Genomic DNA, 17,216 nt, shown 5'->3' with positions numbered 1-17,216 from the left:
GATCGTGCGTATTGTCAATGCATGCCGAAACCATCGAACAAGAACGAGTTCATCGCAGCCGGAATGCGGGTAATGTTCCGCAAGGGCTACCATGCGACCGGAATACGCGACGTCGTCGCGGAAGGAGGCGTGCCGCAAGGCTCCTTCACCAACCATTTCGGATCGAAAGAGGCGTTCGCCCAGGAAGTCCTCGACCATTACTTCATGCAGACCCAGGCGATCGTCGAAGAGGCCTTGGGCGACCACTCGCTTTCCCCGCGCGGCCGGTTGCTGCGCTATCTCGACATCATTACCGACCGGCTGGCCGCCGATGGCTATTTGCGTGGGTGCCTCATCGGCGACTTCAGCATCGAGGTCTCTCAGGTCAGCGAGCCGCTTCGCGAGCGGCTTGTCGCCATCTACCGCGAATGGCTCCGCCCCTTCGAAGAATGCATCGCGGAAGGGCAAAAAGCGGGGGAGATCGAAGATCGCTTCTCTCCCCAGGATCTGGCGGATTTCCTGCTGACGTCCTGGGAGGGGGCCATTCTCCGCATGAAAGTGGAACAGAGCGAAGAGCCGCTGGAGCGTTTCAAGAAGATTGCGTTCACCAGGATATTTGCAAAGGGATCGTAGGACGTGTCGGACAGGCGGGTCACGGTCCTTTGGACCCGCCGGAATGCTCCCTGTTTGATCCCACGTCGCTTTGTCGTTCTGGCCTTGCTCCGACAGGAAATCCAGGGTGCCGGCCCAACCTGCCGCCCTCTTCGGCGAGCCCTGACGGCCTGACGACCGCCCAGTTGCATGCCGGATTTGCGATCGTTGCGAATGTCGACCCCGCACCAGGGATCAGGCTGCCGAACACTGCCCTGCGTCGGCGGGATCAAGCCGCCGCGTATCTTCCTGCAACCGCCGGACGGAACTTCACTGCCGCCGCAAGGCCCAGCACTACGAAGAACAGCAATGTCAGGCCCTGCGTGATCGTAAAGGGCGGCTCTGAAGCCGTCGGTGCGGCCTCGTGCAGCACACCAACCTTACCAAAGGCCTGGGCGATGGCGACGAAGACCAGAAGGTAGAGGCTGGCAACCATGCCGCCGGCATAGATCCAGCGCCAGAAGGCGCCGGCAAGGAGGCGGGTCCTGGCAATGAGTACGGCAGCCAGGATGACCAGCGCGATGATAGCGACGATCACGGCCGGCGTCAGGCCGGCCAGCGGCAGGATGAAGCCGGTGGCACTGGTGAGGATGGCGGTGATCAAAAAGAACCATGTCGAGCCCGAGTTCGCACGCGAGCGGAAAAGGTCCATCACAGCGGGCACGCCGGCAAGAATCGCGGCGATACTGATCAAGGTGTGAATGACGATCAGAGTGACGTTAAGTGTGCTCATGGTGCCGGCTCCTGGCTGGAGGAGCAACCCGCCCAAGCTATGCTGGTGCGAAGGAACGGTAGAGCGACGCAGCCATTGTCTTTCCAGAATTGACGCATCGAAACCCCCTCGCTGCGATGATCGCCCCGTATTATCACGATCCGTAAGTAGGCCGTCGGTCCTCACCATCCCCGCCCTACATTGGGAAAATTTCAGGAATGGAATGGTACTATAGAGCCTCTCTCTGGAATTATTCAAACTAAAACGCAACCGCTTGCAATGCAGCCTGAGGCCCTTTCCGTTGAGGGTCAAAATCGCGGCGAATCTCTGTAATTCGCAATCATATCAACAGCTTATTGTAGAAATCGACGTCTGGCCTGCCGATCCAGCAGAATTTCGCTCCGTCATGGGGCGAAAGGATCGACTTCGCAGGGGACACCAGCTCAACCAGGGGATAGCATCGAGGACTGCGCAGAGCTCCGAAAACGGCACAGATATCTCAACGAGCTAGAAAAAGTCCCCTCACCGGAAGGAAACCCCCATCATGGCCAAGGTCCTCGTGCTTTATTACTCGTCCTACGGGCATATCGAGAGCATGGCCAATGCCATGGCAGACGGTGCTCGCGCCGCCGGCGCTACCGTCGACATCAAGCGTGTGCCGGAAACCGTTCCTGAGGACATTGCAAGGAACGCTCATTTCAAGCTCGACCAGGCGGCGCCGGTCGCCGGCATCGCGGACCTCGAACATTATGACGCGATCGTGGTCGGCACAGGCACGCGCTTTGGCCGGATGTCCAGCCAGATGGCGGCTTTTCTCGACCAGGCCGGCGGGCTGTGGGCACGCGGTGCCCTGAACGGCAAGGTGGGCGCGGCCTTCACATCGTCGGCAACCCAGCATGGCGGAAACGAAACCACCCTGTTCTCGATCATCACCAACCTGCTGCATTTCGGCATGATCATCGTTGGCCTGCCTTACAGCCATGCGGGCCAGATGACTCTCAAGGAGATCGTCGGCGGCGCTCCTTATGGCGCAACCACGGTTGCTGGCAGTGATGGCTCGCGCCAGCCCTCCGAAATCGAACTCCAGGGCGCCCGCCATCAGGGCGAAATCGTTGCGCGAACAGCGGCCAAGCTTTTCGGCTGATCCGAAAGGCCGGGCCGCATACCCCCGCAATTCCAACCGATATTGCCGAGCCAATTCATGCGAAGGCTAAACCTTTGCAAAGGAGGAGCCATGCCCGAGGACTTCGAAGGCAAAGTCGTGCTTGAACCGATGCAGCCTCCGGTGAACCGCACCGGGTTTGCCGGAGGCTTCGACACATGAGAGATTGGAGCCAATATGGGCAAGACGACGAACAAGTTTTGACCTGAAGTCCGCGAGTGGGCCATTCGAACGGTTTTGGATCACAAGGCTGATCTCTCGCCGCGATCGGCAGCTGTTTCATCGATCGCAGCCAAGATAGGTTGCTTGCCGAAGACGCTGCACGGATGGGCAAAGAAGACCGAGGTCGTGCGGCAAGCGAACTGGTCAGCCGAGTGACGTCGTAGAGAAGATAAAGCTTCCTGAACGGGAGAATCATGAGCTTCGTCAGGCCAATGAGATTTTACGCAAAGCGTCGACCACAAAGCCAACTTACCCAAGAAACCTATTTGATACAGATATCACGATGAACCGAACGCGAAGCGGACCGCCTGATTGATGGCGCCCGGCAGCACCGACATGTGGTTTTCGCCGTCCTGCAATTGAAAGGATGCCACAAGGCCCGGCACGCCGGCCAGGCGGTGCACCATGGCCCGGGCATTGTCGACGATCCGGCTGTCTTCATAGCCTCGGACGCGGTCGGCCGCGTCAATCGCCCCGACTTGAAAAGGAGCCAGCCGCTGTTCGTACTCGCCGGCCATCACCAGCAGCCGTCCCGAGGGTTTTGCCTGCGTTCGCGCCACGAAGCGTTCGGCCTCGTCCACGATACCAGCCCCTTCCCACCAGATCGCGGGGCTCGCAGCGATCCGGGCCGAGAAGGCTTCGGGCTTGCGAAATAAAGCATGCAGCACGAACAGACCACCGAAGGAATGGCCGAATATGGCCTGCTTCTTTCCGTCGATGGGGACTAGGGATGCGATCACGGGCTTGAGTTCGTCCTCGATGAACGCCAGGAACTGGTCGGCTCCCCCGGTGCGCACCTCGGGGCCATCCTGTGTGTGAGGCGGATAGGTCATGCCGGGTGGAGGACCCATGTCCCAGGATCGGCGGACGCTGTCATAGGCTTCCGGCGTGGGATAGCCGATACCGACCAGAACACCCGGCATGATACCGGTGCCAAGTGGATAGGCCGCCTGGACACGTACGATGTCGACCATCGTTCCAACGATGGCGTTGGCATCTAGGAAATAGAGGACGGGCCACCCCTGTGGCGGCGGTGCTTCCTTGGGAATGCGCAGGAAAATGCGATAGGGCGGCATCTTCGATGCTGGGGTCAGATCGAAATAGATCGTGTCGGCGATAGGGGCTGGTGTGCTCATGATGGTGACCTGCGTGATAAGAGCCAAATCAAGGATGGGCCTCCGATCAAGGATGCCGCCAATCCAGCCGGAATCTGCCGCGGGAAGGCAATGGTGCGGCCGAACCAGTCGGCTGCGACCATGACCAGCCCTCCTATGATGGCTGCCCCTGCCAGTTCCGCCAGGGCCTGACGCATGCCGAGGCGACGCGCCAGATGCGGTGCCATCAAGCCCACGAAACTCAGCGGCCCTACGATCAAAGTCGCCATGGCGGCAAGGAGGGCGCTCAAGCCCAGGGTGAGGATATGGCTGTGCGTAGGATTGAGGCCGAGAGCCAGCGACATGCCCCTGCCGAGCGGCAGGATGGTCAGCATGCGCACGGTCAGCAACAATCCGCCAAAGAGCACTGATGCCGCACCGATGCTCGCAAGAGCTGCCGTGGCATCCACCGAATAGGTCGAGCCCATCATCCAGTTTAATAGCAGCATCGCACGCGGATCTCCGCCGGCCATCAATACGTTGATCATGGCGTCAAACATGGCGCCAAACGCTATTCCGACAATCAACGCTCTATCAGGGCTTGCCTTGCGGTCGAGAGCCAGGATGGCTGCCAGTGCGATGAAAGCGCCGATCGATGCTGCAAGCATTTGTGCGCCTTGCCCGACCGTGGACAGGGAAAACAACGCAACGGCAAGGCCGAAGGCTGCTCCTGCGCTGACACCCAAAACTTCCGGACCGGCCATGGGATTTCCCGTCAGCCGCTGAAGGAGACATCCGGCCAGGCCCAGCATCGTGCCTGCTGCCAGAGCCGCAATCGCGCGAGGCAGCCGCAAGGGCACCAACCTATCGAACTCATGGCCGAGGCTCAGATGCCACCCTCCGCCATCCCTTCCGACCGTGGTGGACAGCACGAGGACGATGACCAAGAGGATCACCAACCCGATGAGACGGTTACTGATTGCGGGAGCAAGGGGCGCTTTCTCCACGAAGGGAGGTGGAGGCACCAGCGGGACACTCCTTTGCCGCACGAGCAAGACGATGAGGAGAGGCGCGCCGAGCAGGGCCGTTACAGCGCCTGTCGGGAGGCTGAGGCCGGATAGCGCGTCTGCCGTCTGAACGCCTTGGTCCACGAGCCACAGAAGGCCGGCGCCCATTGTCGTCGACCAGACCAGTTGGTGGCCCGCACGCCGCGCTCCCAGGGAGCGGGCCAGCACGGGAGCTGCGAGGCTGACGAAGCCGATGACGCCGACCGCACTGACGACATTGACGCTGAGCCCGACGGCGAGCGCCAGCGCACACAGCCTTGCGGTAGTAACGGAAAGACCGAGACTTCGTGCTTTGGCGTCGTCAACCGTCAACAGCATCAAGGGCCGTACCAGCAAAACAGCAGTCAGTGCGGCCGCCACGAGGACAGGCGCGAGTTTGGCCGCCACCGTCCAGCCCTGTTGGCTGAGCGAACCACTGCCCCAGATGAAGAGCCCGGCTAGATACTCGGTCTTGAAGAGGGTCAGCATGGCCGTAAGAGCCGCGCAGAAGAGGCCTGTGACAAGTCCCGCGAGAACGACTGAGATCGGGGCGAGGCCCTGTCGCCAAGACAAGGCCAGGACGGCCGTGGCTGCCAGCGATCCGCCTGCCAGAGCCGGCCAAACCCGCCCGAAGGCAAACAGCCATGGTGCCCATAGCATCGCCACGCTCAGGGCAAGGCTTGCTCCCGCCTCAATGCCCAGCGTGGTCGGAGAGGCTATAGGGTTGCGCAATGAAAGCTGGCACAGCGCGCCGGCCAGCCCCAGCGAGGCTCCGCACAGGAGACTGACGACGAGGCGCGGCAGGAAGCTGTAGGCGAACAGCATCTGGGCCGTGTCGGCGGTGTCCCCCCTCCACAGGGCCTCAAGCCAAATTCCGAAGGGCAGGCGCCCGGCGGCATGCGACCAACTCAAGGCTCCCGCTGCTACAAGCAGGATCATGGTGAGAGCTACGGGGCCCCCTCGGCGCGCGTCCTCAACCATTGGCATTTTCGGCAGCTGCAAGATGAGCGCCCAGCAAGGCACCAAAGCGCATCGCGGAAGGCAGCATACCGAAGGCCGACACGGCAGGCAGACGATGGATGCGCCCGGCGCGAACGAACGGCAGGCTATTCCACACCGGGTTGCTTTCGAGGCTTTGCAGAATATCGGGGGCGACCGGTTCCAGGTAGAGCAGCCGGCTTTCCGGATTTATGACCAGATCTTCCAGGCCGATCGTCGAAAAGCCCCAGTAATTGGTCGAGCCAGTCCAGCCATTGGCAAGACCGCATCGCTCGATCACATCCTGGAACAGGCTGCGTTTGCCGTAAATGCGCAGATGTCCCTCATCGAGGAAATTGACAACCAGCAAGGGCCTGTCAGCGGCCCGACGAAGCAGGCCGCGCAGTTGCGCCATCGTCGCCGCACTCTTTGCGACCAAAGCCTGTGCCGGGCCATCGCGCCCGAGCAACGCGCCAAGCCGAAGCGTTTCCCTGAAGCTCAGTTCATAGGGACGTCCCCCTGGGGGGGCGTAGATGGAGAAGGTCTGCGTCGGTGCAAGGCGTGCCATCACAGGCTCGATTGCGGCCAGATAGGGCGTGGTGATGATCAGATCCGGCGCAAGCTGCGTCAGGAGTTCGAGATTGGGCTCGCGGTCGGTTCCCAGATCGACGATGCCCGGCGGGAGGCGCGGTTCGACCACCCAGTCGTTCCAGGCTTCGACCTGCGGCATGGCGACCGGTGTCACGCCCAGACCGAGCAGGGTTTCGGTCAAGCCATCGTCGAGCGAGGCAATACGCGCGGGATAAGCAGCCATTTGCAAGGCCGACGGCGCTGCCGATGCAACACCAAGCCCATACGCAAGCGCGGCCAGCCCTCCGGTCATGAAGCCCCGGCGGCTGCGCGAGAGACATGAAGGTTTGCCGAACTGCAAGACGTCACCAGCGATAGCGCAGGCTGGCGGTCATGACCCGACGCGCGCCCTGGTAGCAGAACCCGGCCTCGCAGGTGGTGTATTTCTTGTCGAACAGGTTACGGGCATTGGCTTGCACATCCCAGCCTTTCAACCCCTGCTTGATCTGCCCGAGATCATAGCTGAGTTTGGCATCCACCAGCGCAACCGCTTCGTTCTTGAAGGAGTTCGTGGCGTCGCCATAGCTTTCTCCGAGGTAACGCAAGCCGAGGCCGGCACCGAAACCTGCCAGGGCAATGTCGCCAGGCGCCTGATAATCGACCCAGGTCGAGAAACTGTTGCGCGGCGTCGCGGTCGGCACCTTGCCGATGGTTCCAACCTCCCCGGTGATCGTCTTCAGATCCAGGAAGGTATAGGCACCGCGCAGGCTGAAGCCGGCACCGAGATTGGCCACGGCCTCAAGCTCGAAGCCGCGTCCGCGGATCTTGCCTCGCTGCGACGAAACATTGTTGATGGAGACGATGCCGCCATCCTGCGTGATGTCGAAGATGGAGGCAGTGACCATGCCGTCGAACCAGGTGGGAGCATATTTGATACCACCCTCGATCTGCCTGCCGGTCGTGGGCTTGAATCCGATTCCGTTGGCTGAACCAAGGTTGGGATTGAAGGAGGTGGAATAGCTGACGTAGGGAGCAAGGCCATTGTCGAACAGATAGGTCAGGCCCACGCGCCCGGTGAAGGCACTGTCGGACTCGCTCTGCCGGGTGTTGCTCACCGGCTCACGGGTTTGGATATGGGTCCGGGTTTCAACCCAGTCCTGCCGCCCGGTCAGTGTCAGGATCCATTTGTCGTATTTGGCCTGTTCCTGCACATAGAGACCGAGCTGGTTCTGCTTCTGCCTCGTGATGGTGTCGAAGGCTGGATCAATGAACGGCCCAAGCGAAGCGCCGGTCGCAAGATTCTGGTCCGGCCCATCGCCAAAGCCGATGCGGCTGTTGAGTGTCAGGTGGGAATAATCCAGGCCAGCCAGCAGCTTATGCTCGACGGGCCCAGTGGAAAAATCAGCCTGAAGCTGGTTATCGACGGCGAATGAGTTCATAACGTCATGGACATAGCCCAGCGAGCGTTTGGCGATCATCGTCTCTGTATCGACACTGCCGACGCCGGTATAGCGAACCTCGGTGTCGACGCTGCCGTAGCGAAGCTTCTGCCTGAAAGTGAAGGTATCGTCGAACTTGTGTTCGAACTGGTACCCAATGCGATATTGGGTCTGCTCGAGGCTGTTGTAGTCAGGATCGCTTTGCGAATACTGGTTCGAGGGTGAACCGGCCCACCCGTAATAGGGGAAGGCGGCCGGCGTCTTGGCCTGGAGATATTCGCCGAGCAAGGTCAGCGTCGTCTGGTCGTTCGGGCGCCAGGTAAAGGCCGGCGCCAGGCTGGCCAGTTTGTCATCGCCGCCGCCGAGGACGTTGGCTGCCTTCCCGTCCCTGAGGGTTCCGGTCAGGCGATAGAGCAGCGTTCTATCGGCGTCGAGCGGACCGCCAAGGTCGACATTGCCCTGAATGTGGTCCCTGTTGCCACCCTCCAGCGCCACTTCACCAAAGCGCGTATCGACAGGAAGCTTGGAAGTGATGTCGACCAGCCCGCCGGGCGATCCCAGTCCGTACAAGGCCGAACTCGGACCGCGCAGCACCGCAATGTTCTCGACATTGTAGGGATCGACCTTGAAGACCGCCATGTTGGCACCGGGAAGGCGCAGCCCATCGCGATAGATACCGTTATAGGTGACGTCGAAACCGCGGATGGAGAAGGAGTTCGAAACGGGAGTCGAAACCCGCGGACTCCGTACGCACGCCGGGGGTGTAGGCGACGGCCTGCGTCAAGGATTGCACATTGCGATCGTTCAGCTCCTTGCGGGTGAGCACCGTCACCGATTGCGGGGTCTCGATCAGGGGCGTGTTGGTCTTCGTGCCAGTCGCGCTACGCGTGGCAACGTAACCGGTGCTGCCGTCGCCATTGCCCTGGACCACGACCGGATCGAGCTCGATGGCGCCGGAGATGCTGGCCGTTCCGTCCCGGACAATGGGCGCCGTGATCGCGACCGTGCTCGAATTCGTAAAAGTGTAGGACAGGCCCGTTCCACGCAGCAAACGCGAAAGCGCCTGCTGCGGCGTGACCGAGCTGGCGATACCGGGCGATGACTTGTCTCGCGCGATCGCGGGCAGATAGGTGATCTGCAGGCCGCTTTGACGTCCGAACGCCGCCAGGGCCTGGCTGAGCGGTCCCTTTGGGATGATGAATTGAACCCGCGCGACCTGTGCGCTTGCCGGGCTTGGGAGCAGCGTGTGGGCAATGGCGCTCGAAGCTGTCAGGCCAACCCACAACACCCGGCCGGATAGGCTCCCACGCAAGCACCGAGCCAATACCATCGATAACCCTCCTCGTCGACACCGGGGCCCAGCTCCACTCGACGATCGGATCGCGAGCGGGCCCCTTGAGTGAAGACGAATGGAGGGCGCGAAATTTCTCCCCTCTGCGAAGCTTTTTTAAGCGCGCGATATCACGGTGAGGTAAGGGCCGATCGAACGCACCCGGCCTCCCAGCGGGTGCACCACCGCTTCCAGGGCGCGCAGGGGATTGCTGGGATCGAAGACCCCGCTGATGCGGTTGGCGCCGAAACCGGCATCGGCAATCAAGACACGTCCTGGTTGCCAGCGCGCGATCCTTGCCACGACCGCCCGGATCGGCTCGTTCTCGACCAGGATCTGGCCGCTGCGCCAGGTGCCGATCTGCCGGATATCCCGGCTGCCCCGCGTGGCAAGGCGCGTGCGCTCGTCGAAAGTGGCCCATTGGCCGGGTGCCAGCCGGTTACCATCGACCAGACTTGGGCCGGGAACGTCTATCTCGACCAATCCGTGTTCCACCGAAACCGAAATGAGCCCGGCGTCATTGCCGAGGTCGAAAGCCGTGCCGCGCGCGGTGGCGACCATCTCGGAGGCCGCGACTCGGAAGGGGCGTGATGGATCCTTGGCAACTTCAAAAAATGCCATGCCTGCCAACAAGGTGACGGTTCTTTGGCTACTGTCGTAATGCAGAGCGATGGCGCTATCGGGACCGAGCGTTGCCGCGCCACCGTCGGGAAGCGTGATGCGACGGATTTCCGCCGTGCCGGTCAGATGGTCCGCCTGGGCACGAAGGATCAGGCCCGGTAAAGCGAGATATCCGCCAGCCAGGGCCCCTGCCCCGATTACTCCTCCAGCCAAAAGGCTACGACGCGTCAAACCCCTCGGGAAGCGCGGTTCAGCTTGATAACCGGGGGCAAGGACCCGACCGGCGATGCCGTATATTTCCGAAACCTCGAGCCATGCCTTCTCATAGGCCGGGCCTCTGGCGCGCCAGCGCCTCACCATCTCCCGGGACACTGGATTGGCCGGATCATTCTGGAGGCGGATCATGAGATCGGCTGCTTCCTCGAACAGCCGATCTTCCTGGGGGGAAGTTTCGTTCATTGATGGTCCTTGGGCTGACGATCGGGCGCCAGCCAGCCACTCCTGACTACATCAATAGAACGGATGAGCGGAAACGATTTTCCCAACACGGACAAGGCTTCACATAATGCCGGATTGGCTGACGCCTTTCACCGCACCTACGGCGTCGGCCCCGATTTCGGGTTGAAGCCCGACGCTGTAGGTTATTGTCGTCGCATCGTTTTTGCCGAAAATCGGCGCCCGCTCGTTGGCGCGATGCTCTAGGCCTTCTCGCGCAGCCGAGCTCGAACATGAAGATAGGCTTCACGGATCAGCGTCCAGGTCCTGGTTGTCGACAGGTCGAGTTCTCCTGCGATTTGGCCGATCGTCTTCTCGCCCAGGCGGTGCATTTGGAAAGCCCGGCGCGTGCGATCCGGCAATTCCGCCAGCGCGGCTGCCACGATCGCAAGGTTCTGGCGGTCGATGACGATCGTCTCCGGCGACGGCTTGCCATCCGAGATCGCTGCGAAGTCCTGGTCTGCGAGGTCGTCCTTCAGCATCAGCCGGTCGCGGCGCTGCTGATCAATGCGCAGATTGCGTGCAATGCTATGAAGCAAGGCCCGGGGATTGGCATGATCCACATCGGTGTGCGATCCAACCGAAAGTAGCCTGAGAAACGCTTCCTGCGTCAAATCGGCGGCATTTTCAGCCGTGGCCCCCTTACGCCGCAGCGTGTTGGAAATCTCCTTGGCGTAGCGCTGAAACAATGTGCGGATGTCCAGACCCACTTATTGGTTTCCCCCGAGACCAGGGTGCCGACTTGCCATCAGGTCATGCGGCGAGGCTTGCGGAGACATTTCCTCATCAAGATCCACGCAGATACGGACGAGGGATGACGAAGGGAAGAGGCACGGAGCTTGAGTCACGACATCGGCCAGCTTGAGGGAGCATGCCTCCCTTTGCCATTCTCGGAATTCTCTTGCAATAACAATGTTTTATATAAATTCTAGACTGGGCGCTGATGGCGAGAACCGCCATCGTCTCGGCAATGAAGGCATCGAGGGGCATAGCCACTTCTGCCTCGCGGCTGTTCATCAGGTCGGTACGCACCCAAAGGGGCACGAACTCGAGCACGCAGATGCCGGCATCCTTAATAGAAAGCGCTGCGACTGTGCATAGGAGTGGAGCGCAGCCTTCGTAGCCGAATAGACGCCGTTACCGCCATGGGCACAAAGCCCGCGAATTTCATGAATCCAGTTCCTAGATTGAAGCTAAAGAATTCAATGCGGTCATGCGGGAAATGCGTTGCCTAACATTGGCAGCCCGCTGACGGATTGATCCTTGGTCGCTTCGTCCTGAAGCATGTCCCAACGCTCGGCGAGCCGGCCGACACCGATCAGGCTGCGATGAGGGCGAAGCGCTTGCGATATTCCGCCGGCGTTACGCCGACATGGCGCGTGAAGGCGCGTCGCAACGTGTTGGCATCGGCGAACCCGCAATGTACTGCGACCTGTTTGGGGGCTTCGTGCCCCTGTTCGAGCAGCCGCCGCGCCGCATGCACCCGTACCTCCTCGACCCATGTTGCCGGTGTGATGCCGACTTCGCTGCGAAACAGGCGAGCAAAGTGGCGCGGGCTGAGATCCATGCGCTTTGCAAGGCTCGCAACACTATGGCCGTGTCCGGGATTGGCTGCGACCCAACGCTGCAACTCCTGAAGCGCAGCCCGCCCCGCCGGCACGGCTTCGCCCTTGCGGCTGAACTGCATCTGCCCGCCCGGGCGCTTGAAGAACATCACCAGCTGGCTTGCCACGCGCATGGCAATCTCGTGGCCGAGATCCTCCTCGACCAGGGAAAGGGCAAGGTCGAGGCCGGCCGTCACGCCCGCGGCGGTGCGTAGCGCTCCATCACTGACCTGTATGGCGTCCTCGTCCACCGTAACGCCCGGAAACTGCCTTGCCAGTTGCTCGGCCACAGCCCAATGCGTGGTCACGCGCCGGCCGTCGAGCAAACCCGCCGCCGCCAGGAAAAAGGCACCACTGCATACCGATCCGAATCGTCGGGCCATTGGTGCCCTCCGACGTAGCCAGTCGACGACGACGCGATCCGCCGGCATCTCGGCTGCATTCGGACAGCCGGCCACGAGAAGCGTGTCGATCGCTTCCTCGATATCACGGTCGATGATGCGATCCGGCATCAGCCGCGCTCCGGAGGAGGCGCGGATCGGCCCCGGTTCGCTCGCCGCAATGAGCAGGCGATAGATCTCACGGCCGGCCTGGGCATTCGCCTCGGCGAAGACGTCCAGGGGACCTGAGACGTCGAGAAGCTGCACGCCCGGCAATGCCACCATCACGATCGTTTTCGCCATGACCTGCATTCACGTCCGCTTCGATCTGAATTTGTCTGTTTTTGATATATTACATCGATTGCAGACAAACTATCCCAGTTCTAGCCTGCCTGCGAGTAGAAAATACAGGAGCAGGCAATGCCACTCATACCGAAAGAAGCGAAGATCCCCGACAGCACGTTGGCGCGGGCAATCACCGAGTTTATTCGCGATAGTGAGACAGAACTTCTCTTCAATCATTCCAGTCGCGTCTATCATTTCGGTGCGCTGGCGGGCATCCAGAAGGGGCTCAAATTTGATGGTGAGCTTCTCTATGCTGGCGCAATGTTTCATGATCTCGGCCTCATGCCCGGCCATAGCAGCAAGAACGAGCGTTTCGAGGTCGATGGCGCCCATGCCGCGCGCGACTTCCTGAGAAGCCACGGTCTTTCCGAAGAGGATGCCTACACCGTCTGGACCGCGATCGCGCTCCACACCACGCCGGGCGTGCCGCAGCATATGCACCCCGTCGTCGCCCTCGTGACAGCCGGCGTCGAGATGGACGTGCTCGGGCTCACCTACAGTCACTATTCCGATGCCGAGCGTGAGGCCGTCGTCAGCGCCTTTCCGCGTACGCCGACATTCAAGGAAGACATCATCCAGGCCTTCTACGACGGCATCAAGCACAAGCCGCAGACCACTTTCGGCAACGTCAAGGCCGACGTCATCGCCGACAAGGAGCCCCATTTCCACCGCGGCAATTTCTGTAGCGTCATTCGCTGCTCGCACTGGCACGGTTGAAACGGCCGCCGCCATCAACACGTCGTGCGGCTAGAGCATTTTACGATGAGACGGAAGCACCAAGAGTTGCAAATACGCTTCGAAACAAGGGGTTAGGGCAAACAAGCATTCAAACCTGAACGCGCTTTGGCCTTTGACTGGGAGACCAGCATACCCACAATTCATCGTCATCAGGCGACTGCCTTGACGCCGAGCAGTACATCTCGGGTCTACCCGATTTCGGACCTGCAGGCCGGAATTCATTTCGGGGGCTTGGCGTCGTGACCTTACTGTGCGAACTGGCGCGAAGTGGCTGATGAAGCTTTAAAGTCCCGATGGCTCGCCCTTTTCCAGGCGGGCCATCGGCGTGCCGTCCATCTTATTTCGGCGCGCGGATCGTCAGCGCCGGATTGTGGGCGAAGAAATTATGCGGCTCGATATGGATGGTCTTCCATTCGGTCGACATCACGGGCCAGTCCTCCATGCGCGGGATGTGGTGGAAACCGGCGGTGAACCAGGTCACGATATCCTTGCCCATCAGAGGCTTGTTCGCCTTGACCCATTGAGGCAGCGTGTCGGAGCCATCGCTCTGCATGGCAAACTTGCCACCGGCATATTGCTGTTCGGGGTCATAGACCGTGTTCCAGACCGAATACTCGATATAGGCGTTGCGCTTCATCGGCGGATCGTTGGCGAAATCGAACGGGCCGTAGGCGACATCACCATGGTGGATCATCCATCCCGGCTCCTGGCCGAGATAGCCTTTGCGAGAGGGATCGGAGATCATGAAGTAGCGTGGCTTCAGTGCCGAAAGCTGGTAGCGCGCCTCCAACTCCGTTTTCGGCATGGTGTGCTGGACTGTCCACATCGAGCGGCGCGGGCTCTTCGGGTCGAGCTTTGCGGGAACGATGTCCATCGTGCCGAAATGATTGATCGACTGGTCGATGTCGAAGTCGATCCGGAAGTTGAAATAATGGTCATGGTTTGCGGCCACCAGGTTCGGCGCGATCAACGTGCCATGGGCGGTGTCGCTGGCCGCCGTCGGATCTTTCATCGAGGTCGATGCCACGCCCTTCACGGCGTCGAGGCCGGTCGCTCCGATCATGATCCTGATCTGGCCGTCCTGTTGCAAACGATAGTCGATCAGATAGTCGTAATTTCCAACCTCCGAGGCTGTACGCACTACAAGTTCGGTGGCCGGCCGGCCTTCAGCGGGAAGCGGTTTTTCCGGGCTCTGGGCGAAGACTTCGAAATGGCGCCATGCCGGGTCGCCGATGCTGCGTTCGAATATGCAGATGGCGTTGGGTATGGTCAGCGGATTGCCCTTGTCGTCGGCAATGGTTGCCGGCAGGAAGGTCGCATGGCTCGGGCAATCGACGCCGGCCCGCAATGGGCTGAGGAACAAGCCAAACCCATACTCGCCGCTGTCCATATAGGTGCGCCAGTACCAGCCTTCCGTCGGATCCATGTAAGGCACGAACACTTCCGACAGGTGCGACTGATAGATGACGGAACGCCATTGGTCCCCGTCCCTCACATCGAGGTTGGACACCACCAGGCCTGGCCGCTTGTCGACCCGGAAGTTGAAGCGCCACATGTCCCATTCGACATGGCTGCCGGTGATCTTGTAGTTGGGCCCGCCCGGCTGCGAGAGGGTTGCCGGGCTCATTTCCGGACGGAGCGGCTCGCGCGCGGCCACCTCCTTCTCGGTATAGCCCCAATTGTCCTTGGGGCCCTCGATCACGCCCGTATCGATGACACGAAGCACCTTCTTCTTGCCGACGTCATAGACGGCGAAAAGACCTTCGATCGGCTTGGCGTAATAGTTGGAGCCTTCGGGAACCCGATAGCACGGCACCTTCATCAGACGGGAGTCTCGATACTCCTCAGTGAAGAAATTGCCTGCCGTCAACGGCAGGCAGAACGCCTGTTCCGGCGCCAAGCCGCGCTTTTTCAGGCCGGCGATCATATCCGGATCGGCCAGGGCGCCCTGGAGAGCGCCCATGAACTCGGTGAAGAGCACCATCGGCTGTCCCTTGATCGGCGTCGTGCTTTCGACCGTTCCCCTGGTGATGTTGACCACGGCTTCCTTGAAGCCTTGGGGACTGGTCAACTGCACATTGGCCTCGCGATCGAGCTGGTCGCCCTCCTTCCAGGAGAGCACCTTTTCCTTTGCAGGCTCCTTGAGCTCAATCAGGGGAAAGAGAGTGTTGTCGTCGACAACCTTGCCTTCGCGCAGGATCTTGTTGATCTTCTGATATTCTTCCGCGGTCAGTCCATCCAGCGGATGGGCCACTGCGGCAGAGGCGCTGAGCGCCATGATCACGCTGGCGGAGGCCAGATATTGTTTTAGGTTCATTGCATCCTCCCTGTCTCGATATTCTTGCTGCCTACGCGAATACCACCTGGATATCGGTGTATTCCTGCAGTCCCTCCTCGGCGAATTCGACGCCCAAGCCTGAAGCCTTGACGCCACCGAACGGCGCGTTCGGTTGAATGGCGCCGTGCTTGTTGATCCAGACGGAGCCGCATTGCATGCGGCTCGCCACCGCCTTGGCCGCCGCGGTGTCGGATGACCAAACCGAGCCGCCGAGGCCGTTGGCACTGTCATTGGCAAGGTCCACGGCTTCGTCCACGGTCCTGTATTTGATGATAGGAAGCGCGGGCCCGAACTGCTCCTCATCGACCAGCGGGTCACCATTGCGCAGGCCCGCCACGATCGTCGGCGGAAAGAAGAGCCCCTCGCCGGGCTCGCCGCCCAGCAGCACCCGGCCACGCTCCCTGGCGTCCTTGACCAGGCGCGAGAGCTTCTCGAACTGCATGCGGTTTTGCACGGGACCGAGCACGCTGCCCTCGTCCATGCCGTTGCCAACCGGAATGTTACGCGCATAGGCGACAAGCGCCTCGCAGACAGCGTCGTGGATGGATTCATGCACATAGAGGCGCTTCATCGCGGCGCAGGTCTGGCCGTTGTTGATGAACGCGCCCCAGAACAATCCTTCGGCGATCGCCTGCGGATCGGCGTCCGGCAGCACGATGCCGGCATCGTTGCCGCCCAGTTCAAGCGTCAGGCGCTTCATCGTCTCGGCAGCCGCGCGCATGACCTTCTGGCCGGTCGCGCAGGAGCCGGTAAAGACGATCTTGCGGATATCGGGATGCGCGGACATAGCCGCGCCGATGTTGAACGCGCGGTCGTCACCCGTGACGACATTGAGCACGCCAGGTGGCAGTACTTCGTTCATGATCTCGACCAGGCGAAGCGTGGCGAGCGGCGTCAGGGGCGAGGGCTTGATGACGACGGTGTTGCCGGTGCGTAGCGCCGGCATGACATGCCAGATCGCAATCATCACCGGGAAATTCCAGGGCGTGATCGAACCGACGACACCGAGCGGCTTGCGGTGCAGTTCGACGCGCCCATCACTATTATCCTGCAGGATTTTCGGCGATAGCGAAAGCCCCGTCGTGTATCCGGCCCAGGCGACGGTGCCGCCCAGTTCCCAGCGTGAGCCGAGGCCGTTCAGGGGTTTACCCTGCTCGAGCGTGAGGATATGCGCGAGTTCCTCGGCATGGGCCTCGATCTGCGCGGTCACGGCGGCACAGGCAGCCTGCAGTTCCTGATCGCTCCTGGCCGACCAAGCCGGAAAGGCCGCCTTGGCTGCTGCTATGGCAGCGTCGAGCTCGGCCGGCCCCATGTTCGGCGCCCGGCCGGCCTCCGTTCCCGTCGCGGGATTGAGCACGCTGAAGCTGTGCTCGTCGCCGATCGGCTTGCCATGGATCGTCGCAGTCTGGACGGTCATTTCATTCCTCCCCGCGGAGCCCTGGAGCCGGGACTTGTTTGACGGAGAAGGTAAGGGAAAGCGGGTGCTTCAAGCTTGGGCGGTGCCGTCGCGGC

General features: G+C 61.2%; 14 protein-coding genes and 1 pseudogene. 4 read left to right on the top strand and 11 right to left on the bottom strand.

Annotation, left to right across the window (positions count from 1 at the left end; translation table 11 throughout):
* Positions 1-21: 21 nt before the first annotated feature.
* The gene (locus ACR9ZN_RS01475; protein WP_434961115.1) at positions 22-612 is read left to right on the top strand and encodes a TetR/AcrR family transcriptional regulator; all 591 of its coding nucleotides are present in this window, start codon (positions 22-24) and stop codon (positions 610-612) included.
* 247 nt (positions 613-859) lie between these two features.
* Here the strand turns inward: ACR9ZN_RS01475 and ACR9ZN_RS01470 are convergent, their stop codons facing one another.
* Positions 860-1,363 (bottom strand): hypothetical protein, encoded by a 504-nt coding sequence (locus ACR9ZN_RS01470; protein WP_454818433.1) that lies wholly within the window; start codon positions 1,361-1,363, stop codon positions 860-862.
* A 523-nt stretch (positions 1,364-1,886) separates the two neighbouring features.
* Here ACR9ZN_RS01470 and wrbA point away from each other — a divergent pair.
* Together wrbA and ACR9ZN_RS01460 are read left to right on the top strand one after the other, a co-directional pair.
* Positions 1,887-2,486: an NAD(P)H:quinone oxidoreductase gene (wrbA, locus tag ACR9ZN_RS01465; protein WP_454818435.1), complete on the top strand. Its 600-nt coding sequence runs from the start codon at positions 1,887-1,889 to the stop codon at positions 2,484-2,486.
* Between the two features lie 243 nt (positions 2,487-2,729).
* Positions 2,730-2,961, top strand: a pseudogene (locus ACR9ZN_RS01460) (transposase); the annotation flags it as partial.
* Between the two features lie 43 nt (positions 2,962-3,004).
* Here ACR9ZN_RS01460 and ACR9ZN_RS01455 read toward each other — a convergent pair.
* The 8 genes from ACR9ZN_RS01455 to ACR9ZN_RS01420 all read right to left on the bottom strand — a co-directional run bounded on the left by ACR9ZN_RS01455 (position 3,005) and on the right by ACR9ZN_RS01420 (position 12,586).
* Positions 3,005-3,862: an alpha/beta hydrolase gene (locus ACR9ZN_RS01455; RefSeq protein ID WP_454818437.1), complete on the bottom strand. Its 858-nt coding sequence runs from the start codon at positions 3,860-3,862 to the stop codon at positions 3,005-3,007.
* Complete coding sequence (gene fhuB / locus ACR9ZN_RS01450; protein ID WP_481271122.1) at positions 3,859-5,847, bottom strand: Fe(3+)-hydroxamate ABC transporter permease FhuB; 1,989 nt, start codon at positions 5,845-5,847, stop codon at positions 3,859-3,861. Before fhuB ends, ACR9ZN_RS01455 begins: the two co-directional genes overlap by 4 nt.
* Positions 5,840-6,658 carry an ABC transporter substrate-binding protein gene (locus ACR9ZN_RS01445; protein ID WP_481271121.1) on the bottom strand — a complete coding sequence of 273 codons (819 nt, stop codon included), beginning with the start codon at positions 6,656-6,658 and terminating at the stop codon, positions 5,840-5,842. The genes fhuB and ACR9ZN_RS01445 overlap by 8 nt, the downstream gene beginning before the upstream one ends.
* A 121-nt stretch (positions 6,659-6,779) precedes the next feature.
* Positions 6,780-8,528 carry a TonB-dependent siderophore receptor gene (locus ACR9ZN_RS01440; protein WP_481271933.1) on the bottom strand — a complete coding sequence of 583 codons (1,749 nt, stop codon included), beginning with the start codon at positions 8,526-8,528 and terminating at the stop codon, positions 6,780-6,782.
* A 4-nt stretch (positions 8,529-8,532) separates the two neighbouring features.
* Positions 8,533-9,183, bottom strand: coding sequence for an STN domain-containing protein (locus ACR9ZN_RS01435; RefSeq protein ID WP_481271119.1), 651 nt, complete (start codon positions 9,181-9,183; stop codon positions 8,533-8,535).
* Between the two features lie 117 nt (positions 9,184-9,300).
* Positions 9,301-10,263 carry a FecR family protein gene (locus ACR9ZN_RS01430; protein WP_454818445.1) on the bottom strand — a complete coding sequence of 321 codons (963 nt, stop codon included), beginning with the start codon at positions 10,261-10,263 and terminating at the stop codon, positions 9,301-9,303.
* 239 nt (positions 10,264-10,502) lie between these two features.
* Positions 10,503-11,009, bottom strand: coding sequence for an RNA polymerase sigma factor (locus tag ACR9ZN_RS01425; protein WP_454818447.1), 507 nt, complete (start codon positions 11,007-11,009; stop codon positions 10,503-10,505).
* Between the two features lie 608 nt (positions 11,010-11,617).
* Positions 11,618-12,586, bottom strand: coding sequence for a GlxA family transcriptional regulator (locus tag ACR9ZN_RS01420; protein ID WP_454818449.1), 969 nt, complete (start codon positions 12,584-12,586; stop codon positions 11,618-11,620).
* A 117-nt stretch (positions 12,587-12,703) separates the two neighbouring features.
* Between ACR9ZN_RS01420 and ACR9ZN_RS01415 the strand changes: the two genes are divergently transcribed.
* Positions 12,704-13,345, top strand: coding sequence for an HD domain-containing protein (locus ACR9ZN_RS01415; protein ID WP_454818451.1), 642 nt, complete (start codon positions 12,704-12,706; stop codon positions 13,343-13,345).
* A 358-nt stretch (positions 13,346-13,703) separates the two neighbouring features.
* Here ACR9ZN_RS01415 and ACR9ZN_RS01410 read toward each other — a convergent pair whose 3' ends face one another.
* Positions 13,704-15,683: a copper amine oxidase gene (locus tag ACR9ZN_RS01410; RefSeq protein WP_481271118.1), complete on the bottom strand. Its 1,980-nt coding sequence runs from the start codon at positions 15,681-15,683 to the stop codon at positions 13,704-13,706.
* A 31-nt stretch (positions 15,684-15,714) separates the two neighbouring features.
* Positions 15,715-17,121 (bottom strand): aldehyde dehydrogenase family protein, encoded by a 1,407-nt coding sequence (locus ACR9ZN_RS01405; protein WP_481271117.1) that lies wholly within the window; start codon positions 17,119-17,121, stop codon positions 15,715-15,717.
* Positions 17,122-17,216: the final 95 nt, after the last annotated feature.

The organism is Labrys sp. HAY1-8F (assembly GCF_056754975.1).
The sequence above is the reverse complement of the archived record's forward strand: the minus strand, read 5'-3'. Positions and strand labels throughout refer to the sequence as shown.

Excerpts from the sequence above, each read along its gene's own strand:
- ACR9ZN_RS01410 (WP_481271118.1), bottom strand. The coding sequence starts at position 15,683 with ATGAACCTAAAACAATATCTGGCCTCCGCCAGCGTGATCATGGCGCTC.
- ACR9ZN_RS01415 (WP_454818451.1), top strand. The coding sequence starts at position 12,704 with ATGCCACTCATACCGAAAGAAGCGAAGATCCCCGACAGCACGTTGGCG.
- ACR9ZN_RS01445 (WP_481271121.1), bottom strand. The coding sequence starts at position 6,658 with ATGGCTGCTTATCCCGCGCGTATTGCCTCGCTCGACGATGGCTTGACC.
- ACR9ZN_RS01470 (WP_454818433.1), bottom strand. The coding sequence starts at position 1,363 with ATGAGCACACTTAACGTCACTCTGATCGTCATTCACACCTTGATCAGT.
- fhuB (WP_481271122.1), bottom strand. The coding sequence starts at position 5,847 with ATGGTTGAGGACGCGCGCCGAGGGGGCCCCGTAGCTCTCACCATGATC.
- wrbA (WP_454818435.1), top strand. The coding sequence starts at position 1,887 with ATGGCCAAGGTCCTCGTGCTTTATTACTCGTCCTACGGGCATATCGAG.
- ACR9ZN_RS01435 (WP_481271119.1), bottom strand. The coding sequence starts at position 9,183 with ATGGTATTGGCTCGGTGCTTGCGTGGGAGCCTATCCGGCCGGGTGTTG.
- ACR9ZN_RS01475 (WP_434961115.1), top strand. The coding sequence starts at position 22 with ATGCCGAAACCATCGAACAAGAACGAGTTCATCGCAGCCGGAATGCGG.
- ACR9ZN_RS01420 (WP_454818449.1), bottom strand. The coding sequence starts at position 12,586 with ATGGCGAAAACGATCGTGATGGTGGCATTGCCGGGCGTGCAGCTTCTC.
- ACR9ZN_RS01430 (WP_454818445.1), bottom strand. The coding sequence starts at position 10,263 with ATGAACGAAACTTCCCCCCAGGAAGATCGGCTGTTCGAGGAAGCAGCC.
- ACR9ZN_RS01455 (WP_454818437.1), bottom strand. The coding sequence starts at position 3,862 with ATGAGCACACCAGCCCCTATCGCCGACACGATCTATTTCGATCTGACC.
- ACR9ZN_RS01405 (WP_481271117.1), bottom strand. The coding sequence starts at position 17,121 with ATGACCGTCCAGACTGCGACGATCCATGGCAAGCCGATCGGCGACGAG.